The 14,606-nt window shown below is 59.7% G+C and carries 15 protein-coding genes; 10 read left to right on the top strand and 5 right to left on the bottom strand.

Annotated features, from left to right (window positions below; all coding sequences use genetic code 11):
- The first annotated feature begins 138 nt into the window (after positions 1-138).
- Positions 139-1,605, top strand: a complete 1,467-nt coding sequence (locus AC3IUE_RS21775; RefSeq protein ID WP_489263731.1) for an ArnT family glycosyltransferase — start codon at positions 139-141, stop codon at positions 1,603-1,605.
- A gap of 528 nt (positions 1,606-2,133) precedes the next feature.
- The gene (locus tag AC3IUE_RS21770) at positions 2,134-2,829 is read left to right on the top strand and encodes a tRNA (adenine(22)-N(1))-methyltransferase (RefSeq protein ID WP_489268920.1); all 696 of its coding nucleotides are present in this window, start codon (positions 2,134-2,136) and stop codon (positions 2,827-2,829) included.
- 46 nt (positions 2,830-2,875) lie between these two features.
- Here the strand turns inward: AC3IUE_RS21770 and AC3IUE_RS21765 are convergent, their stop codons facing one another.
- Together AC3IUE_RS21765 and AC3IUE_RS21760 are read right to left on the bottom strand one after the other, a co-directional pair.
- A complete protein-coding gene (locus AC3IUE_RS21765; RefSeq protein ID WP_489263730.1) occupies positions 2,876-3,298 on the bottom strand; it encodes an MAPEG family protein in 423 nt (140 codons plus the stop codon).
- 81 nt (positions 3,299-3,379) lie between these two features.
- Positions 3,380-4,333, bottom strand: a complete 954-nt coding sequence (locus AC3IUE_RS21760) for a hypothetical protein (protein ID WP_489263729.1) — start codon at positions 4,331-4,333, stop codon at positions 3,380-3,382.
- Between the two features lie 199 nt (positions 4,334-4,532).
- Here AC3IUE_RS21760 and AC3IUE_RS21755 point away from each other — a divergent pair, with 199 nt between their 5' ends.
- Entirely contained in the window at positions 4,533-5,489 is a 957-nt protein-coding gene (locus tag AC3IUE_RS21755) for an AraC family transcriptional regulator (RefSeq protein ID WP_489263728.1), read from the top strand.
- Positions 5,490-5,533: 44 nt separating this feature from the next.
- On the opposite strand, the gene AC3IUE_RS21750 is transcribed toward AC3IUE_RS21755, so the two are convergent.
- Positions 5,534-6,817 carry an MFS transporter gene (locus tag AC3IUE_RS21750; RefSeq protein ID WP_489263726.1) on the bottom strand — a complete coding sequence of 428 codons (1,284 nt, stop codon included), beginning with the start codon at positions 6,815-6,817 and terminating at the stop codon, positions 5,534-5,536.
- A gap of 138 nt (positions 6,818-6,955) precedes the next feature.
- On the opposite strand from AC3IUE_RS21750, the gene AC3IUE_RS21745 reads away from it, so the two are divergent.
- Positions 6,956-7,414: a winged helix-turn-helix transcriptional regulator gene (locus AC3IUE_RS21745; RefSeq protein ID WP_489263724.1), complete on the top strand. Its 459-nt coding sequence runs from the start codon at positions 6,956-6,958 to the stop codon at positions 7,412-7,414.
- Positions 7,415-7,609: 195 nt separating this feature from the next.
- The gene (locus tag AC3IUE_RS21740) at positions 7,610-8,356 is read left to right on the top strand and encodes a tetratricopeptide repeat protein (RefSeq protein WP_489263723.1); all 747 of its coding nucleotides are present in this window, start codon (positions 7,610-7,612) and stop codon (positions 8,354-8,356) included.
- A gap of 67 nt (positions 8,357-8,423) precedes the next feature.
- Here AC3IUE_RS21740 and AC3IUE_RS21735 read toward each other — a convergent pair whose 3' ends face one another.
- Both AC3IUE_RS21735 and AC3IUE_RS21730 read right to left on the bottom strand, forming a co-directional pair.
- Positions 8,424-8,819: a hypothetical protein gene (locus AC3IUE_RS21735; protein WP_489263722.1), complete on the bottom strand. Its 396-nt coding sequence runs from the start codon at positions 8,817-8,819 to the stop codon at positions 8,424-8,426.
- A gap of 362 nt (positions 8,820-9,181) precedes the next feature.
- Complete coding sequence (locus AC3IUE_RS21730) at positions 9,182-10,099, bottom strand: LysR family transcriptional regulator (protein ID WP_047882404.1); 918 nt, start codon at positions 10,097-10,099, stop codon at positions 9,182-9,184.
- Positions 10,100-10,224: 125 nt separating this feature from the next.
- Between AC3IUE_RS21730 and AC3IUE_RS21725 the strand changes: the two genes are divergently transcribed.
- The 5 genes from AC3IUE_RS21725 (at position 10,225) to AC3IUE_RS21705 (ending at position 14,547) form a co-directional block, all read left to right on the top strand.
- Positions 10,225-10,983, top strand: coding sequence for a 5-oxoprolinase subunit PxpA (locus tag AC3IUE_RS21725; protein ID WP_489263721.1), 759 nt, complete (start codon positions 10,225-10,227; stop codon positions 10,981-10,983).
- A 94-nt stretch (positions 10,984-11,077) separates the two neighbouring features.
- Positions 11,078-11,323: an acetyl-CoA carboxylase gene (locus AC3IUE_RS21720; RefSeq protein ID WP_095079351.1), complete on the top strand. Its 246-nt coding sequence runs from the start codon at positions 11,078-11,080 to the stop codon at positions 11,321-11,323.
- Positions 11,324-11,333: 10 nt separating this feature from the next.
- Positions 11,334-12,707 carry an acetyl-CoA carboxylase biotin carboxylase subunit gene (locus AC3IUE_RS21715; protein ID WP_489263720.1) on the top strand — a complete coding sequence of 458 codons (1,374 nt, stop codon included), beginning with the start codon at positions 11,334-11,336 and terminating at the stop codon, positions 12,705-12,707.
- Positions 12,704-13,576, top strand: a complete 873-nt coding sequence (locus tag AC3IUE_RS21710) for a 5-oxoprolinase subunit B family protein (protein ID WP_415757034.1) — start codon at positions 12,704-12,706, stop codon at positions 13,574-13,576. The genes AC3IUE_RS21715 and AC3IUE_RS21710 overlap by 4 nt, the downstream gene beginning before the upstream one ends.
- Positions 13,573-14,547, top strand: a complete 975-nt coding sequence (locus AC3IUE_RS21705; protein ID WP_489263719.1) for a 5-oxoprolinase subunit C family protein — start codon at positions 13,573-13,575, stop codon at positions 14,545-14,547. Before AC3IUE_RS21710 ends, AC3IUE_RS21705 begins: the two co-directional genes overlap by 4 nt.
- Positions 14,548-14,606: the final 59 nt, after the last annotated feature.

Raw genomic sequence — 14,606 nt, 5'->3', positions numbered from 1 at the left:
CTTCGTGTCCCGTTGGAAACCAGCGGGAACTTACGTGAAGGCGCAATACGTTGTTATTAGTTCACGAAAACACGATGAGCTGACCTGTTGGGCAGACTCACGTATTTTCGTGCATCTTGGGGAAGGAGTAAGGCGTGTATGAGTAGAGAAGGCGTGGCATTCCTGCCGATGCAAACCGCGCGGCGCGCGCTGGACTGGCCAACCCTGGGTGTGGCGGTGTTGCTCCTGCTGCTGTTTTATTGGGGGCTGGGGAGTTTGCCGTTCATGAGCGTCAATGAAGCCCGGCGCGCCGTTACGACACGGGAAATGCACGAGGCTGGCCAATGGCTGTTGCCGTACATGAACGGCGAGCTGTACCTGTCCAAACCGCCGCTGTTCTATTGGCTGGCCCTGGTCAGCACGTCACTGTTGGGCAGCCTCTCCGAATGGAGCGTGCGCCTGCCTTCGGCGCTGTTTGCGACGCTGTGTTGTCTGACCTTGTATCGCCAGGCGAGTGCATTCGCCGGGCGACAAGTGGCGCTGCTGGCTGTGGTGTTCCTGGCGGCGAATGCCGGGTTCAGCCTGTTTGCCCGCCGGGCAGAAATCGAAATGCCTTTGACCAGCCTGTGTCTGCTGGCGCTGTTTTGTGCTGGGCGCTTTCTGTTCGCGCAAGGCGGTCGCAGCTGGGTCTGGCTCAGTTACGGGCTGCTCGGCTGTGCCTTGCTGACCAAGGGGCCGGTCTGTCTGTTGTGGGTGACCGCACCGATACTGGTCTATGCGTTGATCAGCCGCGATCGTCTGGCCCGAGCTTTTCTGTGTGACGGCTGGGGCTGGATGCTTGCGGTGCTGGTCGGGATTTCCTGGTATCTGGCGGTGTCGATGCAGGAGGGCTGGGGCGTCTGGTCGGCCATCCTCAACGAAGACATCGTCAAGAAAATCAATGGCCAGGGGGCAGAAGCCTGGTATGCCTATCTGTTGTATCTGGCTGGGGATTTCTTTCCCTTCTGGCTGATATTACTGGTACGGCCACGGCAACTCTGGCACGCCATCCGCCTGAGCCCGCAGCTGACCCTGTTGCTGTGCTGCATTCTGGTGCCTCTGCTGCTGTTCTCGCTGTTCACCGAAAAGCACGCCAAGTACCTGTTGCCTATCTACCCGGCCATCGCCCTGCTGTTGGCCTGGCACTGGAGCCAACTGCTGACCCAGGCCCGGCACCCTTGGCAGCGCTGGAGTCTGCGCGTTGTTCCGGCCGTGGTACTGGCGGGATACACGCTGTTCTACTTGGGTCTTGAAGGGCGGGTGTTCGCCCATCGGATCGACGGATTTGCGCAGATAAAGGCCGCCACCGACGCGTACCCAAACTTCCCGACCTATAGCTTGGGAGCTGCTGACATTCGCCTGGTCTATTACATGGGGCGGCCCGTCAGTTCGATCACCGAGTCGCAGGCCGGCAACGTAGTCCATACGCCGGGCCTGCTGTTTGTCCAGGAACCGCTTCCAGCGGCATTACAAGCCCTGGCGCCTTGCACCCTGACACGGATCGAGTCGTACCTGAAACCCAAGCGTTCGGCCCTGCTGCTCGGGCTGGGCTCTTTGTGCGCCAATCAGGGCCAGATCAAGCCTTGAAACTGCGACATTGAAGCTCTGCATGACTGGATGTCGGCCCGGCGTGATCTTGTGCCCAACGGGCCCTGCACATTGCGGGGCTTGTCGTTTCTGTCCCCCGCCTGTCCATGAATGCTTCCCACTGACTCTTAACTGCTGAACAAGTTGATAAGACTCCAGGCTGTCCCTATCGTAAAAATGAAAAGGATGAGTACCAGCGTGAGGATTAGCGGCTCGATGCGCATGAAAGTGACTCCTCGGAAGGGCTGGCATTGCTCGCCTGATCTGCGGCGCAGGTGTTTTTCAAGGCAACTAGTGAACACACAGCATTCTCTGTGCCAAAAAAATTAACAGCCTATAATCCCCCGCCGACGGGGCAGCCTGATTCTGTGGTCAGTTCTCCATCGAAAAAGTTGAAACTGGATGCGGGTAATACAGCCCATTTATGGGGAATTTCTCTCAACGTGGGTATGGCAATACCACAGGTGCTTGCGCCTTTCGCTACCTGCTGATATCGACCTGACGCGGACACTGAAAAAGGAACGGCGGTTGAACGAACAGACATTGTCCCAGCGCCTGGAGCGCGTGGCGGCGCATGTGCCAGCAGATGCGCGCCTGGCCGATATCGGCTCGGATCACGGCTACCTGCCGGTGGCGTTGATGCGCCGTGGCGCGATCGCGGCGGCGGTGGCCGGCGAGGTGGCATTGACGCCGTTCCACTCGGCCGAACGCACCGTGCGCGAGAACGACCTGGACCAGCGGATCACCGTGCGCCTGGCCAATGGTCTGGCGGCGATCGAGCCGGGAGACGGGATCACGGCGATCAGCATCTGCGGCATGGGCGGCGAGACGATCCGCGACATCCTCGACAGCGGCAAGACACGCCTGAGCGGCCAGGAGCGCCTGATTCTGCAGCCCAACGGCGGCGAGCAGCCACTGCGCCAATGGCTGATGGAAAATGGCTACCGCATCCTCTGCGAGGAACTGTTGCGGGAAAATCGCTTCGACTATGAAATCATCGTCGCCGAGCGCGCCGGGCCGGTGACGTACACCGCCGAGGAGCTGTACTTCGGCCCGCTGCAGATGCAGGCACGCAGCCCGGCGTTCCTGATCAAGTGGCAGCGCATACTGCGCGAGAAGCAGAAGACCCTGACCCACTTCGCCCGTGCGCGGCAGGCCGTGCCCGAGGAGAAGGTGCAAGACGTCGCCCGGCAGGCCCGGTGGATCACCGAGCTGCTGGCTTGAGCGCGGTCCAGGGTTTGTACGAAAAAATCGCCCCTGGTTTGTGTCTTCATACGCCGTAACAAGCGGCTATAACAATGAGTGCGAGAAAGCAGACCAACTGCACGCAAAAGAAGGTAAACCGAACCGTCACGAACGTATCGGTTTGCACATGCGATACGTGAACCAGAGACTGACACACGCGAGCGATCAGGATGATTATCGACAAGTAGTTCACTGCAGGGCCGCCGACCCCAAGGGCTGAAATCACCAACACGATGACGCCAAAGACAGGCAGGTTTTCCACACAGTTCGCGTGTGCTCTTGTCCCGCGCCGATACCAATCCTCGCCTTCGAGCTGATCGCTTCGGAAAGAAGCAATCGGAACATTCGAGAACAGGATTCTGACCCAGCGATACACCCCGACGGTTGCCATCAACAGCAGCAAAGTCCAGGTCGCAAATCCAAGCAGCATCCACATCGGAATCGTCATGGCTGCCTTCCTCAATCAATCATTTTCAGCACGTCATCGCACCGTAGCGCGACCGACGCGCGGTCGGTCGCCCCCTTTCGATCAATTACTCATGATGGGTGCCAGTGCGGTCTGAATCCTGGACATCTGTGCTGGAGTTGTCATGCGCGTCAGCAGCCGGCCAAAGTGTGGATGCTGCACGCCCGAGATAATGTATTGCCAGCGGTAGGCGCTCAGCACGGAGGCTTTGATTTGCGCTGTCTCATCGACACTGAACGATCGTGAAACATTTCGAATGAAGTAGTCGGCATCGGATGCCGATTGTGCCTGCAGGATTGCGTCGACGGCCGCCACCAGCGCAATCAGATCGTTCACTGCCTGGTCGCGCTCGGTTAGCGAGAGTTTCGCGTGCTCCGCCTCCCACTCGAGTTCATCGAGTACGACGTGCCGGCTTTCATCCTTCCAGTGAAATTTGAAGACATCCTTGAAGAGTGGGCACAACTCCTCGTGCGGGGCGATGCTTTGCACGTAGTGCGTCTGAACAAACAGCTCGATATGACAGGTCAGCGCCAGAACCGACCAGGTGCTGGCCGCCAGTACCGCGCGCGCCACATCGTTTGGATCAGCAACTTGACGATATCCCGCTGGCAATTGCGTACCCATCATCGTCTCAATGCGCCGGAACAGCTCCTGATGCTTGATCTCGTCGTTGGAAAAACGCACCAGCGCTTCGAGTGCGAGCTGATCGTCAAATACGTGGGCCCGACCTTGATCGAGCATTTTGGCACTGATAAAACGCTCGACCAGGCCAAAGATATACGCATAGGTTCGACCCTGAATCTGGCTAAGCAGGCGCGCCTCGTCCGCGGCGAGAAAGGTCAGGCGGTCGATCCGCGATAGTCCGTCGGGCAAGAATTTGCGCGAGAAGTCGAACCTGCGGTCCTGTAGCAAATCGCGATCGATCTGCCATTCCGCTTTCTTCGATGATCTGACAAGTTGAGCATAACGGGCGGCGTTGCCCGAATCTGAGCTGGGTAGGGTCGCTGCGGTGTTCATATTGATCTCCGGCTTCCGTGGTCGAGTTGGAGTGGGCCAATTACGGTTAACGCGGGAGTCAATGACCAGTGGCGAAGCATCTGGGGATCGCCTCGATCACTGTGTCCGCGTTGGTGCTAATCTGGGCCTCGCAGTTCAGGCAGTGAATGACCAGTGCGCCTGATTACATGCTCCGGACTCCGGAAAGGAGGGCTGGCAATTGTTGGATGCGCTTTCTGATGTCTTGCGTGTGATTCGGCTGTCTGGAGGGGTCTTCCTCGAGGCGGAGTTCACTGCGCCCTGGTGCGTCAGTGGAAGAATCTCAGCGGACGATTGCAAACCGTTCCTGGCGGCACCTCGACATATCATTGCGTCGCATTTTGTCGCGGCGGGGCACATGCAATTGCGAATCGACGATGGCGCCACCCTCGACGTACGGGCAGGCGAACTCATTCTGCTTCCTCGCAATGACGTTCACACTTTTGGCAGTGATCTAAGCATTGCGCCCATGTCGGCGCGCGAGGTTATTCAGCCGCCGGAAGTCGGCGGCATTTCACGAATCAAGTACGGCGGGGACGGCGAGGCCACACAGTTATTGTGCGGATTCCTCGGCTCTGAAACACCGTTCAGTCCGTTGCTTTCGTCGCTGCCATCCTTATTGAAGTTAGACGTACGCGCGACGGCTTCGGGGGCCTGGATTGAAAGCTCATTCCGTTTCGCTGTCAGTGAGATCGCGGCGGGGCGCGTCGGCTCGACAACGGTCATCGCCAAGTTATCCGAATTGCTGTTCGTCGAAGCCGTCAGCCAGTATGTCGCGAACCTCCCCGTTGAACGGCGCGGGTGGCTGGCGGGTTTGCGGGATCCGCATATCGGGCGCGCACTGGCGCTGCTCCATGCCCGACCAACCGAGGGCTGGACGGCAGAAGCCCTGGCGCTTGAAGTGGGCATGTCGCGCTCGGTATTCGCGGAGCGATTCACGGCATTGGTCGGACAGCCACCGATGCAATACCTGACGCTCTGGCGTATGCACGTGGCGGCTCAACACCTGCGCGAAGGTCGCGGTAATGTGGCGCAAATCGGCTTTGCAGTTGGCTACGAATCCGAAGCTGCGTTCAGTCGCGCATTCAAACGCCAGTTCGGCACATCACCCGGCACCTGGCGCAGACAATCAGCATGAGAAGGTCCGGTTCCCGCGTACTGAAAGTAGGAGGTGCCTGGCTTTCATGCTGATCTTCCTTGATGGGTCGTTGAAAAATGAGACGTGAGAAACCACAGAATCAAGGCAGTAGCGCTGATCAAGGCGCCCAGCAGACTTACTGCCATCCAGCCCCAAAGCGCATAAACCTGGGTCGCGGCTGCGGCTCCCAGCGCGCTACCGACCGAGTAGAAGCACATGTATGCGCCGACCATGCGACTTTGGGCGTCGGGTCGTGCAGCAAAAATGAGGCTCTGGTTGGTGACGTGTACTGCTTGCACCGCGAAGTCGAGCAAGACCACTCCGCAGACCAGCGCGATCAAGGACGTCTCGGCAAAAGTGATGGGCAACCAGGAAAGCGTCAGGAGCCCCAGCGAAATGCCGGTAACCCGTTGTCCCAAACCTTGATCGGCCCAGCGACCGGCACTTCTGGCAGCAAGGGCACCGGCGACGCCGGCCAATCCAAACATGCCGATGGCCGTGTGTGAAAGCGACAGCGGCGGGGCGCTCAACGGCAGCACCATGGATGTCCACAGCACGGAAAAAGCGGCAAAGATCAGTAAGGCCAGAAGGCCCCTGGCGCGTAAAGTGCGTTCGGTGATGAAGAGTTTGAAGACCGACTTTATGAGCGCCAGGTAGGAGTCTTGGTGCCTTGGCGGCGCCGTGACAGGAACCACTTTCCACAGCACCGCCGCGATGGTCAGCATCAATCCTGAGGACACGAAGTAAACGGCGCGCCAGCCCGCGATGTCCGCAATAAGGCCAGAGGTAAACCGCGCCAGAAGAATGCCCAGGACAATTCCACTGGTGACGGTTCCCACTGTCTGCCCCCGTTGTGATGGCGTTGCCAACACGGCGGCGTATGCCACAAGCACTTGAACAACCACTGCCAGTAAGCCCATCACGATCATGGCACCCAACAGGGCCAGCCATTGCTGTGCTGCGCCGACCGCCGCGAGTGCAACCGCAGACAGCACTACCTGAGTCAGAATCAGCCGTTTACGGTTTACCAAATCGCCCAGTGGGACGATGAACAGCAACCCCAGCGCGTAACCAACCTGAGTAGCAGTCACGACAACTCCGATCATTGATGAGGCCACGCCCAGGCTCTGAGCCATTGAATCGAGTAACGGTTGCGCGAAGTAAACGTTGGCTACTGCAAGTGCGCAGGTGACAGAAAACAATAACGTGAGCGACGGAGAAAGCCCCGGAGACCGGTCGGTCCTGCTGCTTTCTCCGGTATCCGAATGCAGCAGTCCCGAAGGCTGCTTGGAGAACCGTTTGGTGGCTGAGTCGGCATCTGCTGTCATGTACACCTCCATGGCGTTAAACTGGTTTCAATTGAAAACTAGATTCAATTGTTGTCGTATCAGGTTTTAAATTGCAACCACATTGCGCCAGCCTGGTGGACATACTTGGCAAATCCACATTCCGGAAGGTCAAAAAAGATGGTCGAAGACGCTTCACCGCAACGCAGTGAATGCCCGGTAGCAAGGACACTGGAGGCAATTGGGGATCGATGGTCGCTCATGATCATCCGCGACGCTTTTGATGACATTCGCCGATTCAGCGAATTTCAAAAGAGCTTGGGCGTGGCCAAAAATATTCTGGCATCGCGGCTGAAAGCGTTGGTCGAGGTCGGGGTATTCGACGTTCGACCGGCGTCAGATGGAAGCGCCTACAAGGAGTACGTCCTTACGGACAAAGGACGGGAGATCTTTCCGGTTGTGGTCAGCATGAGGCAGTGGGGCGAACGTTTTCTGTTCGAGCCGCAGGAGACGCGTTCTGCGCTGATAGACAACGAGTCCGGCCAGCCCCTGATGCCGATTGATGTTCGCTCATCAAGCGGTCAAAAACTTGGACCGTCTGACTGCCACAGAGTGAGACTTGTTGACGGCGAGTCGTGAATCGACTGGGTGGGGTGGTAAAAAATCAGACTGGTTGCGGTGGCCTGCGAATTCCACGCCATCCGCAATGGCCGTTGCAGCGGGAACTTCAGGGTACTGGCCAGGTCAACAGGGGCCCTGTATCGGCGATGCCGAGCAGCGCTGGTGGCCTGTTTTACGGCAGTGCCGTCCGAGATCATCCGAGTCCGCCCCCTGATGCCAACCAAGAGTTTTCTGCCGGGTCTCCTCCTGGCGTTCTGCGCCGTCGCGTCGCTTTGCTCGGTTGCTGCCGAGCGAAGAGCGCCCTCGCAAAGTAACAGCGCATCAACCACGCTAATCGAAACTGCCTCGCGGCAGTACGAAAATGGCCAGTTGGACCAAGCCGCTGCCACGCTGGAGCGTGCCCTGCATATCCAGCCGAACAATCCCGCGACGCTGCATTACCTTGGTGTGTTGCGTCTTCAGCAGGGGCAGTACCAGCAGGCAGAAACGTTGGCGGCGCGCTCGAACATGCGGGTTGGCCCTAACGTCGAGTTACGCAACCGCAACTTCCAATTGATTCAGGCGGCGCAGCAGGCCAAGGCTTCGAATACCTCACCCAACGCCAAAGAGGACCTGGTCGCCGTACAGAAAGGGCTCGAAGAAGAGGCCAAAAGGCGCCGCGAAGCAGAAATGGCCGCTGCTGAACAATCCAACGCTGGCAACTTCGTTAGCGCAAAGGCAGAGACCGTACCGGATTCGCCGACGGCTGGCAGGTCACTGCCTGAAGGAGAATTGCCAGTGGCTTCCGTCGAGCCAGAGCCCGCGTACGATGAGGTTCAGATCCCCCGCGGCCATTGGCCGCCACCGGGTAAATGCCGAATCTGGTTTCCTGATCGCCCACCCGGGCATCAGCCCGCACCCGGCAAGTGCAAGAAGCTGCGACATCGGGTTCCGTCAGGAGCCTACCTGATACGCGGTTGAGTTTTTGAGTGTCCTTCTGGCCGGATAAGTCGCAGGTGTTGCAGGCGGATAATCCCGTGGCTTCGCACTAGCGACGATAGTAGCGGTGATCATCCTCGTAGCGGTGCCGCATGGCCCGATCCTGGTGGCGCTCCCAATCACGACGTTCAGCTTCTCGGCGGGCTTGCTCTCTACGCCACTGATCTCTACGCCAGTCGTCTCGGCGCCAATCGTCTCTACGATCGTGCCAACGGCCGTCATGCCAGTATCGGTCGTCATGGGCAAGCAACGGCCCTGGCTGCTTGCCGGCCATACTGGCCAAGGTCGGCCAAGGGTTGCCGGCGGCCTGGACAGGAGCCTGAACGGCTGTGACTTCAGTTGCGAAATCAGGGGTTGAGGTCTTCATCTGTGTTGCTGATGCCGAGCCCACTGCCGCGAACGCGAACAGGCCGATGAGCAGCATCCGTGGGTCATGGAATTTCATGAGCGAAGACAACCTCTGACTGACAATTGGACGTATGGCCATCTGGGTGCGGGAATCCTGCGGGTTCGCGCTTACCGAGCGGATGTGCCTATCCACATAGACAGATAAATAGGGAAAAGTTCTAGGGAGCGGCTGCTTAAATAGCCAACGGCCTCAGTGTTCGGTGCCTTTGAGGTTTGCTATCTCGATGTCCGCTTTTGGGCCGATTGCCGTCTGTGGCGAAGGGCAGCAATCGACTGTGGATTCAACCGGTCATTCGTGACGGGCGGAAAACGGCCAAAATCTTCCCGTCACAACAGACCGGGAATGGCCCAAAGCTCTCATCGTAAATCCACAAAAGGAGGACATGGTTTTCGCTGTTTTCAGCGTCGCGCAGACAGCTGTTGCGGCGCCAAAAATGCATCGTGGAAATAGTTACGAAACGCCTGCATCGCCGGGCTGAATTCGCGCTCGCGATGCCACGCCAGTCCGACACTCATCGGCGTCACCTTGTCGGTGACTGTCAGGGTTTCGATGCGTTTTCCTTCCAGTGACCAGGGGCGGTGCACCAAGTCCGAGAGGATTGCCACGCCGCTGCCATTGGCGACCATGCTGCGCACCGCTTCGACTGAACTGGTACGCACCCGCACGTTTGGCTGCTGATGAGCATGTTCCCAGTAGCGCATGGCGCTTTGTTCGGCTTCGTCGACGGTCAGCAGGATGTAGGGTTCTTTTGCGACGTCGGCGAGGCTGACCGCCGAGCGTTCGCACAACGGATGGTGGCTGGGCAGCCATAACCGCCGTTCGGAGTTGAAGAGAATCTCTGAAACGATGTCCGGGTGCGTGAGGTTGGCGGTGAGCACCACGGCCATATCAAAACGACCTTCCAACAAGCCTTGTTCAATCGCTTGGCGTTCCTGTTCATGGACTTCAATGGCCACGTCCGGATGCCAGTGTTCCAGGCGCTGCAAATGGTGCGGCAGGAAATAACCGATCACCGTGTAGCTCGCCGCCAAGCGCAACACGCCACTGGCGCGGATATCCGGCAACGGGCTGTTCAACGCGTCATCGACACTGCGCAAAATCACGTAGGCCCGATTCAAAAAGTGCCGCCCGGCGTCGGTCAGGCTCATGCCCTGGGCCGAGCGCTGGAACAACAGCGTGCCGAGGATGCCTTCCAGTTCCTTGATCGCCGTGGTCACCGCCGACTGGGAAATATTCAGATGAATCGCGGCTTGAGAGATTTGCCCGATCTCGGCGGTGGCGACGAAATAGCGGACTTGGCGCAGGGTCAGGGACATGAGCACTCCGGGCGACGAGGTATCTGTTTTTCAGAAGATGGCCTATCTGATAATAGATCTTCCCAAGGGGTTGGGAGGAATCTAACTTGGCCTGCATGAAGTCACAAGCGTCGGGAGCAAGCGTCATGCAGGCAGTAGATTTCAACTCGGACATGGGCGAAGGCTTTGGCCCCTGGACCATCGGCGATGGCGTCGACAATGAGCTGATGGGCTTTATCAGTTCGGCCAACATCGCCACCGGTTTTCATGCCGGCGACCCTAGCACCATGCGCCGCACCGTCGAGCAGGCCAAGCGCCTGGGCGTGGCCATCGGCGCGCATCCGGGGTTTCGCGACCTGGTTGGTTTTGGCCGTCGGCACATCAATGCGCCGGCCCAGGAACTGGTCGACGACATGCTCTATCAGTTGGGCGCCCTGCGTGAACTCGCCCGGGTTCAAGGCGTGGCCCTGCAACACATCAAACCCCACGGCGCGCTCTACATGCACCTGGCCCGAGACGAAGAGGCCGCCCGTTTGCTGGTGGAAAACCTCCAGCGCCTGGAGCCGGAGTTGCTGTTGTATTGCATGCCCGATTCGGTGATCTGGCGGGTTGCCACGGAACTCGGCCAACCGGTGATCCGCGAGTTCTACGCCGACCGCGAATACGACCTCAGCGGCTCCATCGTCTTCACCCGCAACGTGCGGGCTTACGACCCGGCCCACGTCGCCGAGCGAGTGCTGCGTGCTTGCCAACAAGGCGTTGTGCGCACCGTCGAGGGCGAAGACCTGGCGATTGAATTCGATTCCATCTGTTTGCACAGCGACACGCCGGGTGCCCTGGCGTTGGTCGAAGCCACGCGTCATGCACTTGATGGCGCCGGCATAGAGGTCCGAGCACCGCGCTGAGACCGAACGAAAACACCTGGCACACAGACGCCAGGGTTTGCCCACCGATTCACTTTTTGCCTGCCTTTCTACAACTATTCCAAGAGGAACAGACATGGCCGAACACACTGTAATCACCCCGTTGCCGGGGACCTTCTACCGCAAAGCTACCCCGGAATCGGCGAACTTCGTCGAGGTCGGCGCGCAGGTCAGCGCCGACACGGTGATTGGCCTGATCGAGGTCATGAAGCAGTTCTCCGAACTGACCGCCGGGACGGCCGGTCGCCTCAGTGCCTTTTTGGTAGAAGACGGTGATCCGGTGGAGCCGGGTCAAGTCGTCGCAACACTCGACGACGAGTGAGGGCGCGATCATGACCCAAGCCATTCATAAACTGCTGGTCGCCAACCGTGGCGAGATCGCCGTGCGGATTATCCGCGCCGCCAAAGAACTGGGCATTCCCACCGTTGCTGCGTGCAGCGAGGCGGACGTCGATTCCCAGGCCGCGCGCATGGCCGATGAGGTGCACATTCTTGGCCCGGCCCGTGCCGACAAAAGTTACCTGAACGTTGAGGCCTTGCTCGGCGCCTTGAAAGTCACGGGCGCCAACGCGGTGCCTCCCGGTTACGGCTTTCTGTCGGAGAACGCCGATTTCGCCGAAGCGGTGGTGGCTGCCGGCGCCATTTTCGTCGGCCCGAGCGCGGAGACGATCCGGCGCATGGGCGATAAAGCCGAGGCACGGCGTACCGCACAAGCCGCTGGCGTACCGGTGGTGCCGGGTTCGCCGGGTGAACTGTTCGACGTCGAGTCGGCGCTCAAGGCTGCTGAATCCGTTGGCTTCCCGTTGTTGATCAAAGCTTCGGCCGGTGGTGGCGGGCGCGGTATTCGGCTGGCGGAAAACGTCGAGCAACTGAGCGAAGAATTTCCCCGTTCCCAGCGCGAAGCCCAAGCGGCGTTTGGCAATGGCGCGGTGTATCTGGAGCGGTTTATCAGCCGGGCCCGGCATATTGAAGTGCAGGTGTTGGGCGACGGTCAGCACGCGGTGCATTTGTTTGAGCGCGAGTGTTCGCTGCAACGGCGCCGGCAGAAAATCTTCGAAGAAGCTCCGTCGCCAGTCCTCAGCCAACAGCAACGGGAAACCCTCTGCGAAAGCGCCGTGCGCCTGACCGAATCTTTGGGCTACAAGGGCGCCGGCACCCTGGAATACCTGTATGACGACGCCACTGGCGAGTTCTTCTTTATCGAGATGAACACGCGGATTCAGGTGGAGCACCCGGTCAGCGAACTGATCACCGGCATCGACCTGGTCCAGGCCATGTTGCGCATCGCTGGCGGCGAGCCGCTGGGCTTCAAGCAAAGTGACATCCGACTCAACGGCGCCGCCCTGCAAATGCGCCTGAACGCTGAAGACCCGGCGCGGGATTTCTTCCCGAGTCCAGGCCTGGTCGAGGAACTGATCTGGCCGAACGGCGAGGGCATTCGCGTCGATACGCATCTGTATCAAGGCTACCGTGTGCCGCCGTACTATGACTCGCTGCTGGCCAAACTGATTATTCACGGTGCGGATCGCGCCGAAGCCCTGGCCCGAGCGCGAGTGGCGGTGGCGCACACCACGCTCACTGGCATGGCCAACACCTTGGCGTTGCACGGTGAATTGCTGGAACAACCGTGGCTGCACAGCGCCGACTTTCACACCGGCACCCTGGAAACCTGGCTGGCCGAGCGCCGCAGCGGAGGTGAAGCATGAGTACTCCCATCCGCTACAGCTTTGGCGCCGATGAGCATTTGTTTGCCGAAGTCAGCGACAGCATGTCCCTGGACGCGTTCTTCAAAGGCCTGGCCGTCACCCGCGCCGTGGAACGGCTGGCGCTGGATGGCGTGCTCGATATCTGCCTGGCCAACGCGTCATTCCAGATTCGTTTCGACCCGGATCGCATCGCCCCTCACACCTTGCTTGAAGCGGTAAAAATCGCCGAGGCCGGAGCCGTTGCCGAGCGCACGTTGCAGACGCGGATTATCGAGATTCCGGTGCTCTACAACGATCCCTGGACCCACGAAACCTTGATGCGTTTTCGCGACCGCCATCAAGACCCGAGCGCCACGGACCTGGAATACGCCGCACGAATCAACGGTCTGGCCGACGTCGATGCATTCATCGCGGCCCACAGTGGCGCGCCGTGGTTTGTCTCGATGGTCGGCTTCGTTGCCGGGCTGCCGTTCATGTTCCAGATGGTCGAGCGCGAGCGTCAGTTGCAGGTGCCCAAGTACCTGCGCCCGCGCACCGACACACCGAAATTGACCCTTGGTCACGGCGGTTGCTTTGGTTGCATTTACTCGGTGCGCGGCGCCGGCGGTTATCAGATGTTTGGCGTCACCCCCGCGCCGATCTACGACCCGCAACAGAACCTCGCGTACCTGAAAGAACACATGGTGTTTTTCCGTCCAGGCGACATCGTGCAGTTCAAACCGATGGACCGTGAAGCCTACGACCACGCGGTGGCCGAAGTGGAAGCCGGTTGCTTTGATCTGCGGATTCGGCCGGTGGAGTTTTCGCTGGACGCGTTCCTCGCCGATCCCGTTGGCTATCCCAAGTCGTTGCAGGAGGTGTTGGCATGATCAAGGTCCTCAAACCCGGCCTCGCCACTTCGGTACAAGACCTGGGCCGCGAAGGGTATTACCACTTGGGCATTCCGCCGTCCGGCGCGCTTGATCAATACGCCTTGAGCGCGGCCAATCAATTGGTCGGCAACCCGGCAGGTTTGGCGGCGCTGGAATGCACGCTGCTCGGGCCTGAGTTGGAGTTTCAGCAGGATGCATTGGTGGCGGTCAGCGGCGCGCACATGACGTCACGGGTCGATGGCGTGGAAATGCACCACGACACCGCGTTCACCGTGAAGGCCGGGCAAGTGCTGCGCTTTGACTTTCCCAAGGCTGGTGCCCGCGCTTATGTGGCGGTGGCCGGCGGCATTGATGTGCCGGTGGTACTCGGCAGTCGCTCCACCTATGCGCTGGGCGCGCTCGGCGGTTTTCAGGGGCGACGCCTGATTGCAGGCGACGAATTGCCGGTGGGCATCGCCAGTGGCAAGAGCCGCGCCGGGGCCAGTTTGCCCATGGCGTTACGGCAATCATTGGGTGGCGAAATCACCCTGCGGGTGGTGCCCGGTTTGTACTACCACCGCTTGACCGAATCGGCGGCGAAGAGCTTTTTCGTCGAGCCGTGGACGGTCGGTTCGGAAGCCGATCGCATCGGCTATCGCTTCAAGGGCGGCAGCGCGCTGAGCTTTCAGCCCCGGGAGCAGCCGTTCGGCGCCGGTTCCGATCCGTCGAACATCGTCGACAGTTGCTACCCGATCGGCTCGATCCAGGTGCCCGCCGGGCTCGAACCCATCGTGCTGCACCGTGATGCGGTGTCCGGTGGCGGCTACGCGATGATTGGCACGGTGATCAGCGCCGACCTCGATTTGATCGGCCAGATGCAACCCAACCAGAAGGCCCGCTTTGTCGCGGTAACCCTCGAAGAGGCGCTGGAAGCGCGACGTTCCTATAAGAAAAAACTCAGCTGCCTGAGCAAGCTGTTCCCTTCCTGATTCTGCCCGCCGTCTAGCGCGGGCCATGCCAAACGGTACGCCAACGCCGCACTTCGGTG

It is taken from the genome of Pseudomonas sp. GL_093 (assembly GCF_057837605.1).
Note: the sequence above shows the minus strand (reverse complement) of the source record. Positions and strands in the feature narration are given on the sequence as shown.